The following is a 20,441-nucleotide window of genomic DNA, read 5'->3' as shown; positions in this document are numbered from 1 at the left end:
TGCTAATGTCATTCTATTGCGCCCACGATCGTTATCAACGGATTACAGCAAAAATGACAACATTGTCATTATCCTGTCACTCGGCAAACAGAGAGCGTTAGGTAAAGTACCCCTATCAATACTCTGGACTTCATTTGAACCATTTACCAGGTCTGCCTGGACGAGAAGCGTTATGTTCAAATTAAAATTACTCAGCATTAGCACGATATTCATCCTGGCAGGCTGCGTGTCGCTTGCGCCTGAATATCAGCGGCCCGCAGCACCGGTACCCCAGCAGTTTTCACTGTCCCATAACAGCCTGACGCCAGCGGTAAATGGCTATCAGGATACGGGCTGGCGTAACTTTTTTGTCGATCCCCAGGTTACCCGGTTGATCGGTGAAGCTCTGACTAATAACCGTGATTTGAGAATGGCTGCCCTGAAGGTTGAAGAGGCCCGGGCCCAGTTCAACGTCACGGATGCAGATCGTTATCCCCAACTGAATGCCTCATCCGGGATCACATACAGCGGTGGTCTGAAAGGTGACAAGCCGACCACACAGGAGTACGACGCGGGTCTGGAGCTCAACTATGAGCTCGATTTTTTTGGCAAACTTAAGAACATGAGTGAGGCTGATCGCCAGAACTACTTTGCCAGCGAAGAAGCCCGTCGTGCCGTACACATCCTGCTGGTCTCCAACGTTTCACAGAGCTATTTCAGCCAGCAACTGGCGTACGAACAACTCCGTATTGCGCGGGAAACGCTGAAAAATTATGAACAGTCTTATGCATTCGTTGAGCAACAACTGGTGACCGGGAGTACGAACGTTCTGGCGCTTGAACAGGCCAGGGGGCAAATCGAAAGTACCCGCGCCGAAATAGCCAAACGAGAAGGCGATCTGGCTCAGGCAAACAATGCCCTGCAACTGGTGCTGGGAACGTACCGCGCAGTTCCGTCAGAAAAAGGGATGAAAGGTGGTGAAATCGCGCCAGTAAAACTGCCCCCAAACCTGTCGTCACAAATTTTGCTGCAGCGCCCGGATATCATGGAAGCGGAATATCAGCTTAAAGCGGCTGATGCCAGTATTGGCGCAGCGCGAGCGGCCTTTTTCCCGTCCATTACCCTGACCAGTGGCCTTTCCGCAAGCAGTACGGAGTTGTCCAGCCTCTTTACGTCAGGAAGCGGAATGTGGAATTTTATCCCTAAAATTGAAATTCCTATTTTTAATGCCGGCCGGAACAAAGCCAATCTGAAACTGGCTGAAATTCGCCAGCAACAGTCGGTGGTTAATTACGAACAAAAAATTCAGTCGGCCTTTAAGGATGTTTCCAACACGCTTGCGCTGCGCGATAGTCTTAGCCAGCAACTCGAGGCACAGCAGCGTTATCTTGATTCACTCCAGATAACCCTCCAGCGAGCCCGGGGATTATATTCAAGTGGTGCAGTCAGCTACATAGAAGTGCTGGATGCAGAACGCTCCCTGTTCACTACGCAGCAAGCCATTCTCGACCTTACCTATTCCCGACAGGTTAACGAAATTAATCTGTTCACCGCACTGGGTGGCGGTTGGGTAGAGTAAATTATATTCAACATATCAGGAAATTAAAAATGCGTAACTCACTTAAAGCCGTTTTATTTGGTGCTATCTCTGTCATGTTTTCTGCCGGTCTTCATGCTGAAGTACATCAGCATGGTGATATGAACGCTGCCAGTGATGCTTCGGCACAGCAGGTTATCAAGGGCACCGGTGTCGTTAAAGACATTGATATGAATAGTAAAAAGATCACCATTTCGCACGAAGCAATCCCTGCTGTGGGCTGGCCTGCAATGACCATGCGCTTCACTTTTGTTAATGCAGACGACGCTATTAATGCCCTCAAAACCGGCAACCATGTTGATTTCTCGTTTATTCAGCAGGGCAATATCTCCTTGCTCAAAAGCATTAACGTTACGCAATCCTGATTGACAGTCCGGAACAGATATAACCAGTGCGCCTGAACATTCATAAAGTCATCATAGTGATTTAATGATCAGGCGCATATGCCAGGGGTTTTGATTTTTCAGCGAGAAATTGTATGGCTTCTTTAAAGATAAAATATGCTGCAATAATTATCAGCAGCCTCATAGCAGGAGGCCTGATATCGGTTACTGCCTGGCAGTATATCAACTCATCACAAAAAACAGTACAAACAGAACAAAAGGCACCGGAGCGAAAGGTTCTTTTCTGGTATGACCCGATGAAACCGGATACCAAATTTGATAAACCCGGAAAATCGCCTTTTATGGATATGGACCTGGTGCCAAAATATGCTGATGAAAGCGCCGAGAAAAGCAGTGGCGGGATCCGTATTGATCCAACGCAGGTTCAGAACCTGGGATTAAAAACACAAAAAGTCACGCGCGGGATGCTGAATTATACTCAGACCATTCCGGCTAATGTCAGTTACAACGAGTATCAGTTTGTCATTGTACAGGCGCGCTCTGACGGATTCGTCGAAAAAGTGTATCCCCTGACGATTGGCGATCATGTGAAGAAAGGCACTCCGCTTATCGATATCACCATTCCTGAATGGGTTGAGGCACAAAGTGAGTTCCTGCTGCTATCCGGTACAGGCGGTACGCCAACCCAGATAAAAGGGGTGCTGGAGCGACTTCGTCTGGCTGGCATGCCGGAAGAGGATGTTCAGAGGCTGCGTGCAACCCGCACAATCCAGACCCGTTTTTCCATTAAAGCACCTATTGATGGTGTCATTACTGCGTTTGACCTGCGCACCGGAATGAATATTTCGAAAGATAAAGTAGTGGCTCAGATTCAGGGGATGGATCCGGTCTGGATCAGCGCTGCAGTGCCAGAATCTATCGCCTATCTGCTTAAAGATACGTCGCAGTTTGAAATTTCGGTACCGGCTTATCCGGATAAAACATTCCATGTCGAAAAATGGAACATTCTTCCCAGCGTGGACCAGACAACCCGTACGCTTCAGGTCCGTCTCCAGGTTTCCAATAAGGATGAGTTTCTTAAACCGGGCATGAATGCCTACCTGAAACTGAATACCCGGAGCCAGGATATGCTGCTGATACCAAGCCAGGCCGTTATCGATACCGGTAAAGAACAGCGCGTGATTACTGTCGATAATGAAGGCAAGTTTGTGCCGAAACAGATCCAGGTGCTGCATGAATCACAGCAACAGTCCGGCATTGGCTCCGGCCTGAATGAAGGCGATACCGTGGTGGTCAGTGGCCTGTTCCTCATTGACTCCGAAGCCAATATTACGGGCGCGCTGGAACGTATGCGCCACCCTGAAAAAACAGAAAACAGTATGCCAGCAATGTCTGACCAGCCTGTAAATATGCATTCAGGGCACTGAGGAGACGACGATGATTGAATGGATTATCCGGCGCTCTGTCGCCAACCGTTTCCTGGTCATGATGGGTGCCCTGTTTCTCAGCATCTGGGGCACATGGACGATTATTAACACGCCGGTCGATGCCCTGCCTGACCTGTCAGATGTGCAGGTCATTATTAAAACCAGCTATCCCGGACAGGCCCCACAGATTGTAGAAAACCAGGTCACCTATCCGCTTACCACTACCATGTTGTCCGTACCTGGCGCAAAAACCGTGCGTGGTTTTTCACAGTTCGGTGATTCGTATGTGTATGTCATTTTTGAAGACGGCACCGATCTGTACTGGGCCCGTTCACGCGTGCTGGAATACCTGAATCAGGTTCAGGGCAAACTGCCTGCGGGTGTGAGCTCTGAAATCGGCCCGGACGCCACGGGGGTGGGCTGGATATTTGAATATGCCCTGGTCGATCGCAGCGGAAAACACGACCTTTCAGAACTGCGTTCTTTGCAGGACTGGTTCCTGAAATTTGAGCTGAAGACCATCCCGAACGTGGCTGAGGTAGCCTCGGTTGGGGGCGTGGTGAAACAGTACCAGATTCAGGTCAATCCGGTAAAACTGTCCCAGTATGGGATCAGCCTGCCCGAAGTGAAACAGGCCCTTGAATCGTCTAACCAGGAGGCCGGTGGTTCATCCGTTGAAATAGCCGAAGCGGAGTATATGGTCCGCGCCAGCGGTTATCTTCAGAGCATTGATGATTTTAATAACATCGTCCTGAAAACGGGCGAGAACGGCGTGCCGGTTTATTTGCGGGATGTTGCCCGCGTGCAGACCGGGCCTGAAATGCGGCGTGGTCTTGCCGAACTAAACGGCCAGGGGGAAGTCGCTGGTGGCGTGGTGATCCTGCGGTCGGGTAAAAACGCGCGCGACGTAATCACGGCAGTGAGGGATAAACTGGAGACACTGAAGGCTAGCCTGCCGGAAGGCGTTGAAATCGTGACCACCTACGATCGCAGCCAGTTAATCGACCGGGCGATTGATAACCTCAGCCATAAACTTCTGGAAGAGTTTATCGTTGTGGCCATCGTCTGTGCCCTGTTCCTGTGGCACGTACGTTCTGCCCTGGTGGCGATTATCTCTCTCCCGCTTGGCCTGTGTATCGCCTTTATCGTCATGCACTTCCAGGGACTGAACGCCAATATTATGTCGCTGGGAGGGATAGCGATTGCCGTCGGCGCGATGGTGGATGCCGCCATTGTGATGATTGAAAATGCGCACAAACGGCTTGAGGAATGGGATCATCAGCATCCGGGTGAGCAGATTGACAACGCCACCCGCTGGAAGGTGATTACCGACGCCTCCGTGGAAGTGGGACCCGCACTGTTTATCAGCCTGCTGATCATCACCCTGTCCTTTATACCTATCTTTACCCTGGAAGGTCAGGAAGGACGTCTGTTTGGCCCGCTGGCATTCACGAAAACGTACTCCATGGCGGGGGCGGCCGTGCTGGCCATCATTGTCATTCCGATCCTGATGGGATTCTGGATACGGGGGAAAATTCCTGCCGAGACCAGTAACCCCCTGAACCGGGTGCTGATCAAAGCGTATCATCCATTGCTGCTGCGGGTTCTCCACTGGCCAAAAACAACCCTGCTGGTTGCGGCCTTGTCTATTTTCACCGTTATCTGGCCACTGAGTCAGGTGGGTGGCGAGTTTCTGCCGAAGATTAACGAGGGCGACCTGTTGTATATGCCGTCGACCCTGCCGGGCGTCTCTCCGGCAGAAGCTGCAGCACTCTTGCAGACGACGGACAAGTTAATCAAAAGCGTTCCTGAAGTGGCCTCTGTATTTGGCAAGACCGGTAAAGCAGAGACCGCAACGGATTCCGCACCGCTTGAAATGGTGGAAACCACGATCCAGCTCAAACCAGAGGATCAGTGGCGTCCCGGCATGACAATTGACAAGATTATTGATGAACTCGACAGGACAGTCCGTTTACCGGGTCTGGCAAACCTCTGGGTGCCGCCTATCCGTAACCGTATTGATATGCTCTCAACCGGGATCAAAAGCCCGATAGGTATCAAAGTGTCCGGGACTGTTCTGTCCGATATCGACGCGACGGCGCAGAGTATCGAGGCGGTAGCCAAAACCGTGCCTGGCGTGGTGTCTGTCCTGGCTGAGCGACTTGAGGGCGGGCGCTACATCGATATCGATATCAACCGGGAGAAAGCCTCCCGCTACGGGATGACGGTAGGTGATGTCCAGCTGTTCGTCTCTTCAGCAATCGGAGGTGCTATGGTGGGTGAGACGGTTGAAGGGGTGGCCCGGTACCCTATTAACATTCGCTACCCGCAGGATTACCGGAACAGTCCGCAGGCGCTGAAACAGATGCCGATCCTGACCCCGATGAAGCAACAGATCACGCTGGGCGATGTCGCGGATATTAACGTCGTTTCTGGACCAACCATGCTGAAAACCGAAAATGCCCGGCCAGCCAGCTGGATTTATGTTGATGCCCGCGGCAGGGACATGGTGTCGGTGGTTAACGACATTAAGACGGCCATCAGCGAGAAAGTGAAACTGAGACCGGGAACCAGTGTGGCATTCTCCGGACAGTTTGAACTGCTTGAGCATGCCAACAAGAAACTGAAGCTGATGGTGCCGATGACGGTGATGATCATTTTCATCCTGTTGTATCTGGCATTCCGCCGGGTTGACGAAGCCCTGCTGATCCTGATGAGCCTGCCGTTCGCCCTGGTTGGCGGAATATGGTTCCTGTACTGGCAGGGCTTCCATATGTCAGTGGCGACCGGAACCGGGTTTATCGCCCTGGCCGGGGTGGCAGCAGAGTTTGGCGTGGTCATGCTGATGTATCTGCGTCATGCCATTGAAGCGCACCCGGAATTGTCCCGTAAAGAGACGTTCACACCGGAAGGTCTTGATGAAGCCCTCTATCATGGTGCCGTACTGCGTGTCCGGCCGAAAGCCATGACCGTGGCGGTGATCATTGCGGGTCTGCTGCCAATACTCTGGGGAACCGGCGCAGGTTCAGAAGTCATGAGCCGTATTGCTGCGCCAATGATTGGTGGGATGATCACGGCTCCGCTGCTGTCCCTGTTCATTATTCCTGCCGCCTACAAATTAATCTGGCTGCGCAGACATAAAAAAAGCGTGTCATAACCCTGAAAGGGCGCCCCCAGTGGGCGTCCTTCTGCACTGATTCACCCTGACGTCAGGGTTTATATCGATAATATACAGAGGTGAGTATGAAAAAAGTGGTTCTAATGGCCCTGGCTCTCGGCCTGTCACTGCCTGCAATGGCGAGTGAAAAAGTCATTGATATGTACAAATCTGAAAACTGTGGCTGTTGTTCCCTGTGGGGCAAGGCGATGGAAAAAGACGGGTTCGAAGTGCGAACTCACGTCATGAATGATCAGGCGCTGTCAGCCCTGAAAGAAAAGCATGCTGTTCCTGCTGGACTACGAAGTTGTCATACCGCGGTTGTAGGTAATTTGATCATTGAAGGCCATGTGCCTGCGGCAACGATACATAAGGCCATGCAGTCTGGTTCGGGTATATACGGTCTCGCCACCCCCGGTATGCCAGCAGGAAGTCCGGGAATGGAGATGGGGGCCCGAAAAGAGGCTTACGATGTTATCGCATTCTCACCGGAGGGCAGTAAAAAAGTCTTCCAGCGAATCGAATAGTCAGCGGAACGGCTGATAACGGGACGCCGGCAGCAGGCACTCTTATGCCGGCGGCATTCGTGGTAATCGCATCCATGACATATCCTGAAGACAGAAAATGCTTCAGATATGCATAAGGAGAGTTACTGTGAAAAATGACAATGCAGTGGAACATAACAACCAGACTGCTTCTGAGCAGACATCATCCCCGGACGAGAGTCACGCATTGCATAAGGTGAGAGATCCCGTGTGCGGGATGGTCATCCTGCCTGACAAGGCGCACAGCAGCATTCGATACCAGGACCATCAGCTTTATTTCTGCTCCGCCAGCTGTGAGAGCAAATTTAAAGCCCATCCCGATCATTATTTTACCGAAGATGCCAGTGAACATCACCATCACCACGACCACCATGAAGTCAGCCCTGATAAGATAAAACAGTCTCACCGCCAGGCGGAGAAAGAGATTTCTGAAGGTGTGTGGACATGTCCGATGCATCCGGAGATACGCCGTAGTGGTCCCGGAAGCTGTCCTGTCTGTGGAATGGCACTGGAGCCGCTCGTAGCTACGGCATCCACGGGGACGAGTGATGAACTTCGCGACATGACAAGACGCTTCTGGCTGGGGTTGTTGCTGGCGTTTCCGGTTCTGATACTCGAAATGGGTTCTCATCTGTTTCCCGCTTTGAGGAATACAGTACCGCCACAGTACAACACATGGCTGCAGTTACTTCTGGCCTCTCCTGTCGTTTTGTGGTGTGGCTGGCCATTCTTCGCCCGGGCCGGAATGTCGTTACGTAACCGCTCCCTGAATATGTTTACCCTTGTTGCAATGGGGACCGGCGTAGCCTGGGTTTACAGCGTCATTGCAACCGTCTTCCCCTCCTGGTTTCCTGCATCGTTCAGAAACATGGATGGCCTGGTGGCCATTTATTTTGAAGCCGCAGCTGTTATTACGGTGCTTGTTCTGCTGGGACAGGTCCTTGAATTGCGGGCAAGGGAACAAACCTCAGGTGCCATTACTGCGCTTCTTAACCTTGCCCCCAAAACCGCCAGGCGGCTGGATCAAGACGGTCATGAAACGGATATTAATGCGGAAGATGTCCTGCCTGGCGATAAGCTCCGCATCAGACCTGGAGAGAGTATTCCGGTCGACGGTATCGTGGTCGAAGGCAAAACAACCGTTGATGAATCGATGGTGACCGGGGAATCTATGCCTGTTACCAAAACGGAGGGTGACCCTGTCATCGGGGGGACCATTAATCAGACAGGTAGTCTTATCATCCGTGCAGAGAAAGTCGGTGATGAAACGATGCTCTCACGAATTGTTCAGATGGTCGCTGATGCACAGCGTTCGCGGGCCCCCATCCAGAGAATGGCTGACAGCGTTTCAGGCTGGTTTGTTCCTCTGGTGATACTTATCGCGGTTGTTGCTTTCATGATCTGGTCTGTCTGGGGGCCCGAGCCCAGGATGGCGCACGGTCTCATTGCGGCTGTGTCGGTCCTGATTATTGCCTGTCCCTGCGCGCTGGGGCTGGCCACGCCGATGTCGATAATGGTGGGGGTGGGCAAAGGAGCCCAGGCCGGGGTGTTAATCAAGAATGCCGAAGCCCTTGAGCGTCTTGAAAAAGTGGACACGCTGGTTGTCGACAAAACAGGCACGCTCACGGAAGGTTCGCCGACGGTGACAGGGATTATCAGTCTCAATCCGGGTGGGGAAACATCTCTTTTGCGTGTAACGGCCGCAGTGGAAAAAGGCTCGCAGCATCCGCTGGGTATGGCAGTAGTTAAAGCAGCACAGGAAAAGGGGATCGCAATACCCGCAGTCACTCATTTCAATGCGCCGTCGGGTAAAGGTGTCTCAGGCGATGTCGAAGGTCAACGGGTTGTTATTGGTAATGAACTGGCTATGCAGGAAAACAGTATCGTTATTGATAATCAAAAGGCCGTTGCGGATACGTTGCGGATGGAAGGCGCTACCGTTATCTATGTGGCCACAGACGGGCACCTTGCAGGCCTGATAGCTATCTCGGATCCCGTGAAAGCAACCACGCCGGATGCGCTTAAAGCTTTGCGTCAGGCGGGGATCCGCATCGTTATGCTCACCGGGGATAACCAGCTTACCGCTGAAGCAGTCGCACGGAAACTGGGAATAGATGAGGTTGAAGCCGGGATTCTGCCGGATGGCAAAAAAGCAGTGATAACCCGACTGAAAGCGTCTGGCCATGTGGTTGCGATGGCCGGAGACGGTGTGAATGATGCCCCGGCGCTGGCAGCGGCTGACGTGGGTATAGCCATGGGAACGGGTACAGATGTGGCAATTGAAAGTGCCGGAGTCACCCTTCTCAAAGGCGACCTGATGATACTGAACAGGGCCCGTCATCTGTCAGAAATCACCATGAAAAATATCCGACAGAATCTGTTTTTTGCATTTATCTACAACGCACTTGGCGTGCCTGTGGCTGCAGGTCTGCTTTATCCTGTGTATGGAATACTGCTGTCGCCAGTTATTGCGGCGGCGGCCATGGCTCTTTCCTCCGTCAGCGTCATTGTGAATGCGTTGCGTCTGAAAAGTGTCAGGCTCGGGAAATAACACTGAGTGAAGGGGCTGTTACGAACAGAAGGAGTCCAGTATGAAAAGTACCACCTATGCGCTTATTGCTGTCGCCGCGATCGCGGCATTTGCCCTCCTGCGCGAACACTGGTCACATGTGGCAGGTTACTGGCCATATCTGTTATTGCTGGTCTGCCCGCTAATGCATCTTTTCCACGGCCACGGAGGGCATGGAGATCATCAACATCAAGGAAGTGAAAACGATAAAAAAAATTAATCCGGCAGACGGGGCCGCGTCGCGGCCCCGTTATCAGTCTAGGTATCGTTCGTAGTCTCTGGCATGCGCAAAGGCATGCTGTTCAAGTTTGTTATCAGCGGGTGCCGCTGCCCGGAACGCCAGTGAGTTAACAGGATTGTTATTGATGACCAGCTCGTAATGCAGATGAGGACCGGATGAACGTCCGCTGTTACCGGATAACGCAATAGCGCCTCCCCGGGTAACCCTGGCCCCTTTAGTAACGAGTATTTTATTGAGGTGGAGATAGCGAGTTTTAACACCGGCTTTTCCTGTTACTTCAACAAAATATCCCATGGTGCTGTTGTATTCGGCCCGGGTGATTTTTCCGTCGATGACGCTGACTATTTTCGTGTTCATGGGCATGGAATAATCAATGCCATTATGGGGACTCACTTTTCCCGATACCGGGTTAAGTCTTGCAGGATTGAAAGGCGAACTGAGTCTTGCTGTGGCCGGTAACGGATAATCGAGACTGCCTTTCCCGGAAGTATCGGAAAGGTTATAGAATTTTTTATCTGATATACGATACGCCGTGTAATTAAATGAACCGGACGTAAATTTATAGGCCACGACACGTGATTTTCCCGCTTTCTTTTGCAGTACGAGTTTTAATGATTCATTTTTTTTCAAATGCCGCAGATTATACCGGGAAGGCAAGGAGCGCTGAAGAGTAGCGATCTCGTTCGATTCCAGCCCCGAGCGGGTGGCTGAAAGGTAGGCATTTTCTTTTACGACATCGGTAGAATACATTTACTGGAATTCGCCGTTAGCATGAACACTGCGGCGTATGCTAGGGGTTTTCAGGAGGCGTGTCATCTGTCAGTTAATCGGGAGCACCGTTGATGGTCGTCATTTTTGTAACATATCTTGTTTCCCGTTTGCTCCTGAAGCTCTGGGAACTGTATGACCAGCCCGACGGTGATGATTAACGGGACTGAAACAGGTTACGGCAGAGCAATATGGGGCTCATGTCCTGCTACGTAACCCGTCAGTAAAGCCCTGCTGCGCACCTGACGCTAAGCACTAACCCGCCTGCAGTTACCTGGTCGAATACAGCCCGCGAAGCTTTCTTGCCTGCGTCTGATGTGCTTCCGCACCGGCATTATTGACCTGCTCATGCACGAGAGCGGCTTTTTCTCCGGCATTCAGTTCGTTAAAAGAAGAAGACGAGGTCTTTGAATTTGCATCACTGCCGGACAGCATTTTTTTATGTTCCTCAATCATTTTCTGATGCGCATAGGACGCGCTGTTGTTCATAAATGAATGAGCAACAATGGCCCTTTCATGTTCATTCATTTCAGAGAATGAGGGCGTGTTGTTTTTATTAACCCTGTCCGGTAAGTTTTCATGCGTCGAGTAATTCACATGACTGACGGCTGAGGCATTATTAACAAATCGATGTGCTTCATGGGCAATATCACTGGACTGAGCAAAAGCTGCCCCACAAAATAAAGCTGTAAACGCAGTGGTCGTGATTAATATATTCATGTGTAATTACCTTCTGAGGTACATAAAAGATGTCCTTATGATCATATATAAAAATAATCAACCTGTGGGGAAGATGACGTAAATGTAATACAGCTATGTACATTACACGATTGTAATGAATTTGTTTCTTAAGGTGTGCTAGATTCATTTCATTGTAAGTGGATGAACCAGTAATTTAATTTAAATCGGTTCTCGAATTCTGTCAGTAACCATACTTTAAATAAGGGAATGCGCATGCTGTTGAAAACGTCTCGACGAACTTTCCTGAAGGGGTTAACCCTCTCTGGCGTAGCCGGAAGTCTTGGCGTATGGAGTTTCAATGCGCGTTCCAGTCTGAGCCTGCCAGTTGCCGCATCCCTGCAGGGTACTCAGTTTGACCTGACCATTGGTGAAACGGCCGTCAATATCACGGGCAGTGAGCGTCAGGCCAAAACAATCAATGGAGGCCTGCCGGGGCCCGTTCTTCGCTGGAAAGAAGGTGACACCATTACCCTGAAGGTCAAAAACCGTCTTAATGAACAGACGTCCATTCACTGGCACGGCATTATTCTTCCGGCCAATATGGATGGTGTTCCGGGGCTGAGTTTTATGGGCATAGAGCCTGATGATACCTACGTTTACACCTTTAAGGTTAAGCAGAACGGGACTTACTGGTACCACAGCCATTCCGGTCTGCAGGAACAGGAGGGGGTATACGGTGCCATTATCATCGATGCCAGGGAGCCAGAACCGTTTGCTTACGATCGTGAGCATGTGGTCATGTTGTCTGACTGGACCGATGAAAATCCTCACAGCCTGCTGAAAAAATTAAAAAAACAGTCGGATTACTACAATTTCAATAAACCAACCGTTGGCTCTTTTTTCCGCGACGTGAATACCAGGGGGCTGTCAGCCACCATTGCCGATCGGAAAATGTGGGCTGAAATGAAAATGAATCCGACTGACCTCGCGGATGTCAGTGGCTACACCTACACCTATCTCATGAACGGGCAGGCCCCGCTGAAAAACTGGACCGGACTGTTCCGTCCCGGTGAAAAGATACGCTTACGGTTTATCAACGGCTCGGCAATGACCTATTTCGATATCCGTATCCCCGGGCTGAAAATGACGGTCGTGGCTGCAGATGGCCAGTATGTAAACCCGGTTACCGTTGACGAATTCAGGATTGCCGTTGCCGAAACCTATGATGTCATTGTGGAGCCTCAGGGTGAGGCCTATACCATCTTCGCACAATCCATGGACAGGACCGGTTACGCTCGAGGGACACTGGCCACGAGAGAGGGGTTAAGTGCTGCCGTTCCCCCCCTCGATCCCCGTCCTCTGTTGACCATGGAAGATATGGGTATGGGGGGAATGGGACATGATATGGCAGGAATGGACCACAGCCAGATGGGAGGCATGGATAACAGCGGAGAGATGATGTCTATGGACGGTGCTGACCTTCCGGATAGCGGGACATCCTCCGCGCCCATGGATCACAGCAGCATGGCCGGTATGGATCATTCCCGGATGGCCGGAATGCCGGGTATGCAAAGTCATCCTGCGTCAGAAACGGATAACCCACTGGTTGATATGCAGGCGATGAGCGTCTCTCCGAAATTAAATGATCCGGGTATTGGTCTTCGAAATAACGGAAGAAAGGTTCTCACGTACGCGGATTTGAAAAGCCGCTTTGAGGATCCTGACGGACGTGAACCTGGCCGTACCATAGAACTGCATTTAACCGGCCACATGGAAAAGTTTGCCTGGTCATTTAACGGAATCAAGTTTTCAGATGCCGCACCGGTGCTGCTGAAATACGGTGAGCGGCTCAGGATCACGCTGATCAACGATACCATGATGACTCACCCCATTCACCTACATGGTATGTGGAGCGATCTGGAAGATGAAAACGGTAATTTCATGGTTCGTAAACACACAATAGATGTTCCCCCTGGTACAAAACGCAGTTACAGAGTGACAGCAGATGCGCTTGGCCGCTGGGCGTATCACTGCCATTTGCTCTATCACATGGAAATGGGAATGTTTCGTGAAGTCCGGGTGGAGGAATGATGCGAATGAAGAGAAATTTGAAGGCCATACCTGTTCTGGTCGCCGGTTTGTTTACCTCACAGCTTTCTATTGCGGCGGGCTCCGTCTCTGCAGATCCCCACGCCGGGCACGACATGTCTGCCATGCAGATGCCAGCAGATGAGAATTTCACTGAGATGACGTCAATGGAGCCCATTGTAACTGAGAGCAGAACGCCAATTCCGCCTGTTACCGATGCCGACCGGAAGGCTGCATTCGGCAATTTACAGGGGCATGCGATTCACGACAGTGCGATTAATTATCTGGTTCTGCTGGATCAACTGGAATGGCAACGGTCGGATAACACCAACAATTTCAGCTGGAGTGTTAACAGCTGGATTGGAGGCGACACAGATCGGATTTGGCTAAAGAGTGAAGGTGAACGAAGCAATGGGGAAACGGAGGCGGCTGAAGCGCAGTTACTCTGGGGACATGCGGTTGGCCCATGGTGGGATTTGGTTGCGGGTGTCAGGCAGGATTTCAGACCTGCTTCTGCCCGGACCTGGGCTGCTGTCGGTTTTCAGGGGCTGGCACTCTATAATTTTGAGTCTGAAATTACGGGTTTTGTCAGTAATGGCGGAAAAGCAGCCCTTCGTCTGGGAGGAGAATACGACGTTTTACTGACTAACCGGCTCATACTCCAGCCATCCTATGAGGTGAATTTCTACAGTCAGGATGATGAATCGCGGGGTCGCGGCAGGGGACTGACTGACACAGAGCTGGGGCTCCGGCTGCGCTATGAAATACGCCGTGAGTTTGCACCCTATATAGGCGTTTCCTGGAATCAACTTTACGGGAAAACATCCGATATGGCGAAAAGAGAAGGTGAGAAAGACCATCAGGTAGTATTCCTGGCGGGAGCCAGAATCTGGTTTTAACGCACTGATATAAAACACTCAACTAAACAGGTAAATAAAATGTCGATTTTAAATAAAGCCATTCTTACAGGTGGCCTCGTTATGGGCGTTGCTTTCTCTGCTATGGCCCATCCGGAATTAAAAAGCTCTGTGCCACAGGCTGATTCAGCCGTAGCGGCCCCGGAAAAGATTCAGCTTAATTTCTCGGAAAATCTGACCGTGAAATTCTCAGGTGCAAAATTAACGATGACGGGTATGAAAGGCATGTCATCACATTCTCCGATGCCGGTCGCGGCAAAAGTGGCGCCAGGCGCTGACCCTAAATCGATGGTCATTATTCCGCGAGAGCCTTTACCCGCTGGCACTTATCGTGTTGACTGGCGCGCGGTTTCTTCAGATACGCACCCTATTACCGGTAATTACACCTTTACAGTGAAGTAATATTATGAACGACCTGATTATGATTGTTATTCGTTTTCTTCTTTATCTGGATTTGATGGTAATATTTGGATTGCCATTTTTTCAGATATATGGAATAAGCGGTGTCAGACATGAAACCTATAACCTGACTAATTTCAGGTCGTTTATAACCTTTGCTGTTGTTACAGGCATCATTCTTACTGGCATTAATATGCTCCTGGTATCTAATGCCATGAGTGGAGTAACTGACCTCAGAGAATTATCCATCCATGTTATCGAGATGGTGATAGAAGAAACTGATGTGGGTATTAGCTGGATTGTCAGGCTCTGTGCCCTGTTTACCACACTCGGTGCTTTGTTCCTTTACACTAATAAGAGAGTATTGTCCTGCCTGCTGATGACGATGAGTGGGGGCGTGGCGCTGGCTACACTTGCCTGGGGAGGACACGCCGTTATGCATGACGGTCTGCATTACTATCTCCATTTACTGAGCGATCTGACCCATCTCGGCGCTGCAGGTGCCTGGACAGGTGCTCTGGTTGCATTTGCTATCCTGCTGATGCGCAGAAACGAGCATAATGCACAGAGCGTCATTGTGATATCTGACTCCCTGGCAAAATTTGCCACGGCAGGAACGGTGATTGTTGTAGCCCTGATCCTGAGTGCGCTGGTCAACTATCTGTATATTGCTGAGGGTAACTTAACTCCCTTATTCAACAGTTCCTGGGGGAGGATATTGCTTGCCAAGACGGCTCTGTTTGTTCTGATGCTTCTTCTGGCTGCAGCAAACCGGTTTCACCTGGGTCCCCGGCTTGAAGTTATGGTCAGGGAAGGGAATTATGATCGCAGCGTTGCCCTGATGCGAAACAGCATCCTGACAGAATTCGTTGTTGCGATTATCATTCTGGGCGCCGTAGCGTGGCTTGGAATGCTTGCTCCGTCTCAGATCAGCTAGGGGACAGCCAAAGCTCATGCGTGAGATTTTTACTTTCATATCAGCGAGTTGACCATGCAGCGTATTTTAATCGTTGAAGACGAACAAAAAACAGGTCATTACCTGCAGCAGGGACTGGTTGAGGAAGGCTATCAGGCCGATCTCTTTAATAATGGCCGCGATGGTCTCGGGGCCGCGTCGAAGGGACAGTATGATTTGATAATACTGGACGTGATGCTGCCTTTCCTCGACGGGTGGCAAATCATCAGCGCACTGAGGGAGTCCGGGCACGAAGAACCGGTCCTGTTTTTAACCGCAAAGGACAACGTGCGGGACAAAGTGAAAGGACTGGAGCTTGGCGCAGATGACTACCTGATTAAGCCCTTTGATTTTACGGAGCTGGTTGCACGTGTAAGAACCCTACTGCGCCGGGCACGCTCGCAGGCCGCAACAGTCTGCACCATCGCCGATATGACCGTTGATATGGTGCGCCGGACCGTGATCCGTTCGGGGAAGAAGATCCATCTCACCGGTAAAGAATACGTTCTGCTTGAGTTGCTGCTGCAACGCACCGGAGAAGTGTTACCCAGGAGTCTTATCTCGTCCCTGGTCTGGAACATGAATTTTGACAGTGATACGAATGTGATTGATGTCGCCGTGAGACGTCTGAGAAGTAAAATTGATGATGACTTTGAGCCAAAACTGATCCATACCGTTCGCGGTGCCGGATATGTCCTGGAGATCAGAGAAGAGTGAGGTTCAAAATTTCCCTGACCACACGCCTGAGCCTGATTTTTTCTGCGGTGATGCTTACGGTATGGTGGTTATCAAGTTTTATCCTGATTAGCACCCTGAATGGCTATTTCGATAATCAGGACCGCGATTTTCTGACAGGTAAACTTCAGCTCACCGAAGAGTTTCTTAAAACAGAGACGTTCAGGAACAAAACGGATATTAAGTCATTATCAGAAAAAATAAACGATGCGATGGTGGGGCACAATGGCTTATTCATTTCTATAAAAAACATGGAAAATGAAAAAATTGTTGAACTCTATGCCAACAATTCTGTTGTTCCAGCGGTCCTGCTTAACAAGTCGGGTGATATTCTCGACTATATGATCCAGACGGAAGAAAATAACACCGTGTACCGCAGTATCTCGCGGCGGGTTGCCGTGACGCCGGAACAGGGTAAAAGCAAACATTTCATCATTACGGTTGCCACGGATACTGGGTATCACACCCTGTTTATGGACAAACTCAGTACCTGGCTGTTCTGGTTCAATATCGGTCTGGTCTTTATTTCTGTTTTTCTGGGCTGGCTGACCACACGTATTGGTCTGAAACCGTTACGGGAAATGACCAGTCTGGCTTCCTCCATGACCGTACACAGCCTGGATCAGCGTCTTAATCCCGATCTGGCTCCGCCGGAAATCTCTGAGACCATGCAGGAGTTCAATAATATGTTCGATCGCCTGGAGGGGTCATTCCGGAAACTGTCAGATTTCTCGTCTGACATCGCGCATGAGCTGCGCACGCCAGTCAGTAATCTGATGATGCAGACGCAGTTTGCACTGGCTAAGGAAAGGGATGTTTCGCATTACCGCGAAATTTTATTCGCTAACCTGGAAGAACTGAAAAGGTTGTCACGAATGACCAGTGACATGCTTTTTCTGGCACGTTCAGAGCATGGTCTGCTGCAGCTGGATAAACATGATGTGGATCTGGCAGCCGAACTGAATGAATTACGTGAGTTATTCGAGCCCCTGGCAGACGAAACAGGAAAGACAATCACGGTTGAAGGAGAGGGCGTTGTTGCCGGAGACAGCGATATGCTGCGACGTGCTTTCAGTAACCTGCTTTCCAATGCAATCAAGTATTCTCCCGATAACACCTGTACAGCGATACACCTTGAGCGTGACAGTGACTGTGTGAACGTGATGATTACGAATACGATGTCCGGCCAGGTTCCCGCTAATCTGGAACGTTTGTTTGACCGGTTCTATCGCGCAGACTCATCAAGGTTCTACAACACGGAAGGCGCGGGGCTGGGATTATCAATTACAAGGTCGATCATTCATGCTCACGGCGGCGAGCTGTCAGCAGAACAGCAGGGGCGGGAAATTGTGTTCAAAGTGCGCCTGTTAATGGATTAATCCCGTTGTTCAGGAGAAACCTGGAAGGTGACAAAATTGTCATCATTCAGTCACGCGATAAACAGAGGCGGTTTTTTATAATTATTCATAAATCAGGAGCAGCGTGATAACACAATCACCTGGTTCCTGGAGTGATGATTAACCCGCCCTGAGATCAACTGCTTTCTCTGTTATAAGCCATTGATTGTTTGGGTATGTAAACACCGGAGACCCAACCATGAAAAAGATTCTCGTATCATTTGTTGCCATTATGGCTGTCGCTTCATCCGCCATGGCTGCAGAGACAATGAACATGCATGACCAGGTAAATAATGCCCAGGCGCCTGCCCATCAGATGCAGTCATCCGCTGAAAAAAGTGCAGTTCAGGGGGAGAGCATGAAAATGATGGATATGAGCGGTCACGATCAGGCCGCTATGTCCCATGAAATGATGCAAAACGGCAATTCTGCCGCCCATCAGGACATGGCTGAAATGCATAAAAAAATGATGAAAGCCAAACCTGAGAACACCCAAGAAACTGCTAAGCCATTTTCCGAAATGAGCGAGCATGAGAAAGCCGCTGTTGTGCATGAGAAGGCGAATAATGGCCAGTCTTCCGTTATTCATCAGCAAGAGGCGGAAAAGCATCGCAGCCAGATCACCCAGAATTAACCCGCAGCTCCACTTGTCAGACCCTCATTTGACGCCGAAGTCACTGGCTTACGCTCCCGTCCGGGAGCGTTTTTTTATAAGCGAAATGAATAATAATGAAAGAGTCCATACACAATGTTTTTTTTGGTCATGTCGACCTCACAATTAACTTATATTGTTTGAGAATCCTGTTCCCCGGTCATCTCCAGGGTGCATGTCGCGCCGTATCCTGAGACTGGCTGAGAATACGAATGACCGTAACCATAGAATGTGATGATACAAAATAGATCGTATGCCGGTTCTACCGGCAGTGTGCAGATATCGTCTCCCAGCTCTGCACAATGCGTGCCGATATCATGCATGGCCAGCACATCAAATACTGCAGCTATACGACCGATCTATGCATCCGCCTGAACAACCCCGATCTGTCTGAAGCTGTAGTCCCAGATGGCCTCCAGATCCTCTTCTGCTTTGGGTGTCAGCTCAATCTCTTTCATTTGCCACCCTGGCCCTGACATTCCTCAGGAATGCATTCTTGTTCCATGGTTTCGCCTCGCCGCTGCTGATCCCTTCGGCCAGCAGATCGCGCAATTCCTGAAGTCTGGATTCAGCCTGCTTTTCATGCAGCTCATCACCCACGTCCACCGTCATCGTACGAGCCATAACCCCTCCATATCTTAATGTAAGATTTATTCTTAATGAATCGCCACGGGTTTAACAGACACCTCAGAGTCATTTAAGATGGCTTAAAGAGAGGTGCCCATGAGCGGTAAGCGTTATCCCGAAGAGTTTAAAACTGAAGCAGTCAAACAGGTTGTTGATCGCGGTTATTCTGTTGCCAGCGTTGCAACACGTCTCGATATCACCACCCACAGCCTTTATGCCTGGATAAAGAAGTACGGTCCGGATTCTTCCACTAATAAAGAACAGTCAGATGCTCAGGCCGAGATCCGCCGTCTCCAGAAAGAGCTGAAACGGGTTACCGACGAACGGGACATATTAAAAAAAGCCGCGGCGTACTTCGCAAAGCTGTCCGACTGAGGTACGCCTTTATCCGTGACAACTCCTGTTGCTGGCCTGTTCGCCTGCTCTGTCGGGTGCTGGATGTTCATCCCAGTGGTTTTTACGCCTGGCTTCAGCAGCCGCATTCACAACGCCATCAGGCAGACCTGAGACTGACAGGACAGATTAAACAGTTCTGGCTGGAGTCGGGATGCGTCTATGGTTATCGCAAAATCCATCTGGATCTGCGTGACAGCGGGCAACAGTGCGGAGTAAACAGAGTCTGGAGACTGATGAAACGTGTCGGAATAAAGGCTCAGGTCGGATACCGAAGCCCGCGGGCACGTAAAGGCGAGGCCAGTATCGTGTCACCCAACAGGCTCCAGCGACAGTTCAATCCGGATGCTCCTGATGAGCGTTGGGTAACGGACATAACCTACATCAGGACCCACGAAGGCTGGCTGTATCTTGCCGTTGTTGTTGATCTGTTCTCACGCAAAATTATCGGCTGGTCCATGCAATCCCGGATGACAAAGGACATTGTCCTGAACGCACTGCTGATGGCTGTATGGCGGCGTAATCCCGAAAAACAGGTGCTGGTTCATTCGGATCAGGGCAGTCAGTACACAAGCCATGAGTGGCAGTCGTTCCTGAAATCACACGGCCTGGAGGGTAGCATGAGCCGTCGCGGTAACTGCCATGATAATGCGGTTGCAGAAAGTTTTTTCCAGTTGTTGAAACGTGAACGGATAAAGAAAAAGATCTACGGAACGCGGGAAGAAGCCCGCAGTGATATTTTTGATTACATCGAAATGTTTTATAACAGTAAGCGTCGGCATGGTTCTAGCGAACAGATGTCACCGACAGAATATGAAAACCAGTATTATCAACGGCTCGGAAGTGTCTAGATTATCCGTGGCGATTCACTGTCCAGCTTTTCAACTTCCTGCAGCATAGCCTCAATAGTCTTGCGAAGTGAACTGTCCAAATGGCTGCTTGAAAATAACAGTCCTTTGCTTCTGTCAAT

General features: G+C 50.4%; 19 protein-coding genes and 1 pseudogene. 15 read left to right on the top strand and 5 right to left on the bottom strand.

Annotated features, from left to right (window positions below):
* The first annotated feature begins 172 nt into the window (after positions 1 to 172).
* The 7 genes from silC (at position 173) to Y71_RS16605 (ending at position 9,838) form a co-directional block, all read left to right on the top strand.
* Entirely contained in the window at positions 173 to 1,558 is a 1,386-nt protein-coding gene (silC, locus tag Y71_RS16635) for a Cu(+)/Ag(+) efflux RND transporter outer membrane channel SilC (protein WP_007374414.1), read from the top strand.
* A gap of 29 nt (positions 1,559 to 1,587) precedes the next feature.
* Positions 1,588 to 1,941: a cation efflux system protein CusF gene (gene cusF, locus Y71_RS16630; protein ID WP_007374415.1), complete on the top strand. Its 354-nt coding sequence runs from the start codon at positions 1,588 to 1,590 to the stop codon at positions 1,939 to 1,941.
* A gap of 113 nt (positions 1,942 to 2,054) precedes the next feature.
* On the top strand, positions 2,055 to 3,347 hold the full coding sequence (silB, locus tag Y71_RS16625) for a Cu(+)/Ag(+) efflux RND transporter periplasmic adaptor subunit SilB (RefSeq protein ID WP_007374416.1): 1,293 nt from the start codon (positions 2,055 to 2,057) through the stop codon (positions 3,345 to 3,347).
* Positions 3,348 to 3,357: 10 nt separating this feature from the next.
* Complete coding sequence (gene silA, locus Y71_RS16620) at positions 3,358 to 6,504, top strand: Cu(+)/Ag(+) efflux RND transporter permease subunit SilA (RefSeq protein ID WP_007374417.1); 3,147 nt, start codon at positions 3,358 to 3,360, stop codon at positions 6,502 to 6,504.
* Between the two features lie 86 nt (positions 6,505 to 6,590).
* Entirely contained in the window at positions 6,591 to 7,031 is a 441-nt protein-coding gene (locus tag Y71_RS16615) for a DUF411 domain-containing protein (protein ID WP_002436620.1), read from the top strand.
* Between the two features lie 97 nt (positions 7,032 to 7,128).
* Positions 7,129 to 9,600, top strand: coding sequence for an Ag(+)-translocating P-type ATPase SilP (gene silP, locus Y71_RS16610; protein ID WP_129244003.1), 2,472 nt, complete (start codon positions 7,129 to 7,131; stop codon positions 9,598 to 9,600).
* Between the two features lie 40 nt (positions 9,601 to 9,640).
* On the top strand, positions 9,641 to 9,838 hold the full coding sequence (locus Y71_RS16605) for a DUF2933 domain-containing protein (protein WP_000843497.1): 198 nt from the start codon (positions 9,641 to 9,643) through the stop codon (positions 9,836 to 9,838).
* A gap of 33 nt (positions 9,839 to 9,871) precedes the next feature.
* On the opposite strand, the gene Y71_RS16600 is transcribed toward Y71_RS16605, so the two are convergent.
* Both Y71_RS16600 and Y71_RS16595 read right to left on the bottom strand, forming a co-directional pair.
* Entirely contained in the window at positions 9,872 to 10,609 is a 738-nt protein-coding gene (locus Y71_RS16600; RefSeq protein ID WP_007374418.1) for a peptidoglycan DD-metalloendopeptidase family protein, read from the bottom strand.
* Positions 10,610 to 10,897: 288 nt separating this feature from the next.
* On the bottom strand, positions 10,898 to 11,347 hold the full coding sequence (locus Y71_RS16595; RefSeq protein WP_003032836.1) for a PcoE/SilE family metal-binding protein: 450 nt from the start codon (positions 11,345 to 11,347) through the stop codon (positions 10,898 to 10,900).
* Between the two features lie 234 nt (positions 11,348 to 11,581).
* On the opposite strand from Y71_RS16595, the gene pcoA reads away from it, so the two are divergent.
* The 7 genes from pcoA (at position 11,582) to Y71_RS16560 (ending at position 18,433) form a co-directional block, all read left to right on the top strand.
* Positions 11,582 to 13,399, top strand: a complete 1,818-nt coding sequence (pcoA, locus tag Y71_RS16590) for a multicopper oxidase PcoA (protein ID WP_000925242.1) — start codon at positions 11,582 to 11,584, stop codon at positions 13,397 to 13,399.
* A gap of 5 nt (positions 13,400 to 13,404) precedes the next feature.
* Positions 13,405 to 14,295, top strand: a complete 891-nt coding sequence (gene pcoB / locus Y71_RS16585) for a copper resistance outer membrane transporter PcoB (RefSeq protein WP_001378118.1) — start codon at positions 13,405 to 13,407, stop codon at positions 14,293 to 14,295.
* A gap of 39 nt (positions 14,296 to 14,334) precedes the next feature.
* On the top strand, positions 14,335 to 14,715 hold the full coding sequence (gene pcoC, locus Y71_RS16580; protein WP_000025662.1) for a copper resistance system metallochaperone PcoC: 381 nt from the start codon (positions 14,335 to 14,337) through the stop codon (positions 14,713 to 14,715).
* A 55-nt stretch (positions 14,716 to 14,770) separates the two neighbouring features.
* A complete protein-coding gene (gene pcoD, locus Y71_RS16575) occupies positions 14,771 to 15,649 on the top strand; it encodes a copper resistance inner membrane protein PcoD (protein WP_080821469.1) in 879 nt (292 codons plus the stop codon).
* A 54-nt stretch (positions 15,650 to 15,703) separates the two neighbouring features.
* Complete coding sequence (gene pcoR / locus Y71_RS16570) at positions 15,704 to 16,384, top strand: copper response regulator transcription factor PcoR (RefSeq protein WP_081120802.1); 681 nt, start codon at positions 15,704 to 15,706, stop codon at positions 16,382 to 16,384.
* Positions 16,381 to 17,781, top strand: a complete 1,401-nt coding sequence (gene pcoS / locus Y71_RS16565; RefSeq protein WP_007374420.1) for a copper resistance membrane spanning protein PcoS — start codon at positions 16,381 to 16,383, stop codon at positions 17,779 to 17,781. Before pcoR ends, pcoS begins: the two co-directional genes overlap by 4 nt.
* A 217-nt stretch (positions 17,782 to 17,998) precedes the next feature.
* Entirely contained in the window at positions 17,999 to 18,433 is a 435-nt protein-coding gene (locus tag Y71_RS16560) for a PcoE/SilE family metal-binding protein (RefSeq protein WP_007374421.1), read from the top strand.
* 178 nt (positions 18,434 to 18,611) lie between these two features.
* Here Y71_RS16560 and Y71_RS30760 read toward each other — a convergent pair.
* From Y71_RS30760 to Y71_RS16545, 3 genes and pseudogenes are all read right to left on the bottom strand, one after another.
* Positions 18,612 to 18,774: pseudogene (locus Y71_RS30760) on the bottom strand (type II toxin-antitoxin system RelE/ParE family toxin).
* A 36-nt stretch (positions 18,775 to 18,810) separates the two neighbouring features.
* Positions 18,811 to 18,930 carry a type II toxin-antitoxin system RelE/ParE family toxin gene (locus Y71_RS16550; protein WP_007374422.1) on the bottom strand — a complete coding sequence of 40 codons (120 nt, stop codon included), beginning with the start codon at positions 18,928 to 18,930 and terminating at the stop codon, positions 18,811 to 18,813.
* A complete protein-coding gene (locus Y71_RS16545) occupies positions 18,896 to 19,075 on the bottom strand; it encodes a type II toxin-antitoxin system ParD family antitoxin (protein ID WP_004118349.1) in 180 nt (59 codons plus the stop codon). Before Y71_RS16545 ends, Y71_RS16550 begins: the two co-directional genes overlap by 35 nt.
* 99 nt (positions 19,076 to 19,174) lie before the next feature.
* Here Y71_RS16545 and Y71_RS16540 point away from each other — a divergent pair.
* Positions 19,175 to 20,322 (top strand): IS3 family transposase gene (locus tag Y71_RS16540; protein ID WP_085949497.1). Its coding sequence is split into 2 segments (ribosomal slippage): positions 19,175 to 19,412 and positions 19,412 to 20,322, totalling 1,149 coding nucleotides; the frame shifts between segments, so codons are not numbered across the junction.
* The last annotated feature ends 119 nt before the right edge of the window (positions 20,323 to 20,441 follow it).

Source organism: Kosakonia radicincitans DSM 16656, from assembly GCF_000280495.2.
GTDB classification, from domain to species: Bacteria; Pseudomonadota; Gammaproteobacteria; order Enterobacterales; family Enterobacteriaceae; genus Kosakonia; species Kosakonia radicincitans.
This window is presented reverse-complemented; position numbering and strand designations above follow the sequence as displayed.

Coding starts and splice junctions, on each gene's coding strand:
- Y71_RS16605 (WP_000843497.1), top strand. CDS start 9,641: ATGAAAAGTACCACCTATGCGCTTATTGCTGTCGCCGCGATCGCGGCA.
- Y71_RS16615 (WP_002436620.1), top strand. CDS start 6,591: ATGAAAAAAGTGGTTCTAATGGCCCTGGCTCTCGGCCTGTCACTGCCT.
- Y71_RS16600 (WP_007374418.1), bottom strand. CDS start 10,609: ATGTATTCTACCGATGTCGTAAAAGAAAATGCCTACCTTTCAGCCACC.
- Y71_RS16550 (WP_007374422.1), bottom strand. CDS start 18,930: ATGTCAGGGCCAGGGTGGCAAATGAAAGAGATTGAGCTGACACCCAAA.
- pcoR (WP_081120802.1), top strand. CDS start 15,704: ATGCAGCGTATTTTAATCGTTGAAGACGAACAAAAAACAGGTCATTAC.
- pcoD (WP_080821469.1), top strand. CDS start 14,771: ATGGTAATATTTGGATTGCCATTTTTTCAGATATATGGAATAAGCGGT.
- pcoB (WP_001378118.1), top strand. CDS start 13,405: ATGAAGAGAAATTTGAAGGCCATACCTGTTCTGGTCGCCGGTTTGTTT.
- silA (WP_007374417.1), top strand. CDS start 3,358: ATGATTGAATGGATTATCCGGCGCTCTGTCGCCAACCGTTTCCTGGTC.
- silP (WP_129244003.1), top strand. CDS start 7,129: ATGCTTCAGATATGCATAAGGAGAGTTACTGTGAAAAATGACAATGCA.
- pcoC (WP_000025662.1), top strand. CDS start 14,335: ATGTCGATTTTAAATAAAGCCATTCTTACAGGTGGCCTCGTTATGGGC.
- cusF (WP_007374415.1), top strand. CDS start 1,588: ATGCGTAACTCACTTAAAGCCGTTTTATTTGGTGCTATCTCTGTCATG.
- silC (WP_007374414.1), top strand. CDS start 173: ATGTTCAAATTAAAATTACTCAGCATTAGCACGATATTCATCCTGGCA.
- pcoA (WP_000925242.1), top strand. CDS start 11,582: ATGCTGTTGAAAACGTCTCGACGAACTTTCCTGAAGGGGTTAACCCTC.
- Y71_RS16560 (WP_007374421.1), top strand. CDS start 17,999: ATGAAAAAGATTCTCGTATCATTTGTTGCCATTATGGCTGTCGCTTCA.
- Y71_RS16545 (WP_004118349.1), bottom strand. CDS start 19,075: ATGGCTCGTACGATGACGGTGGACGTGGGTGATGAGCTGCATGAAAAG.
- silB (WP_007374416.1), top strand. CDS start 2,055: ATGGCTTCTTTAAAGATAAAATATGCTGCAATAATTATCAGCAGCCTC.
- Y71_RS16595 (WP_003032836.1), bottom strand. CDS start 11,347: ATGAATATATTAATCACGACCACTGCGTTTACAGCTTTATTTTGTGGG.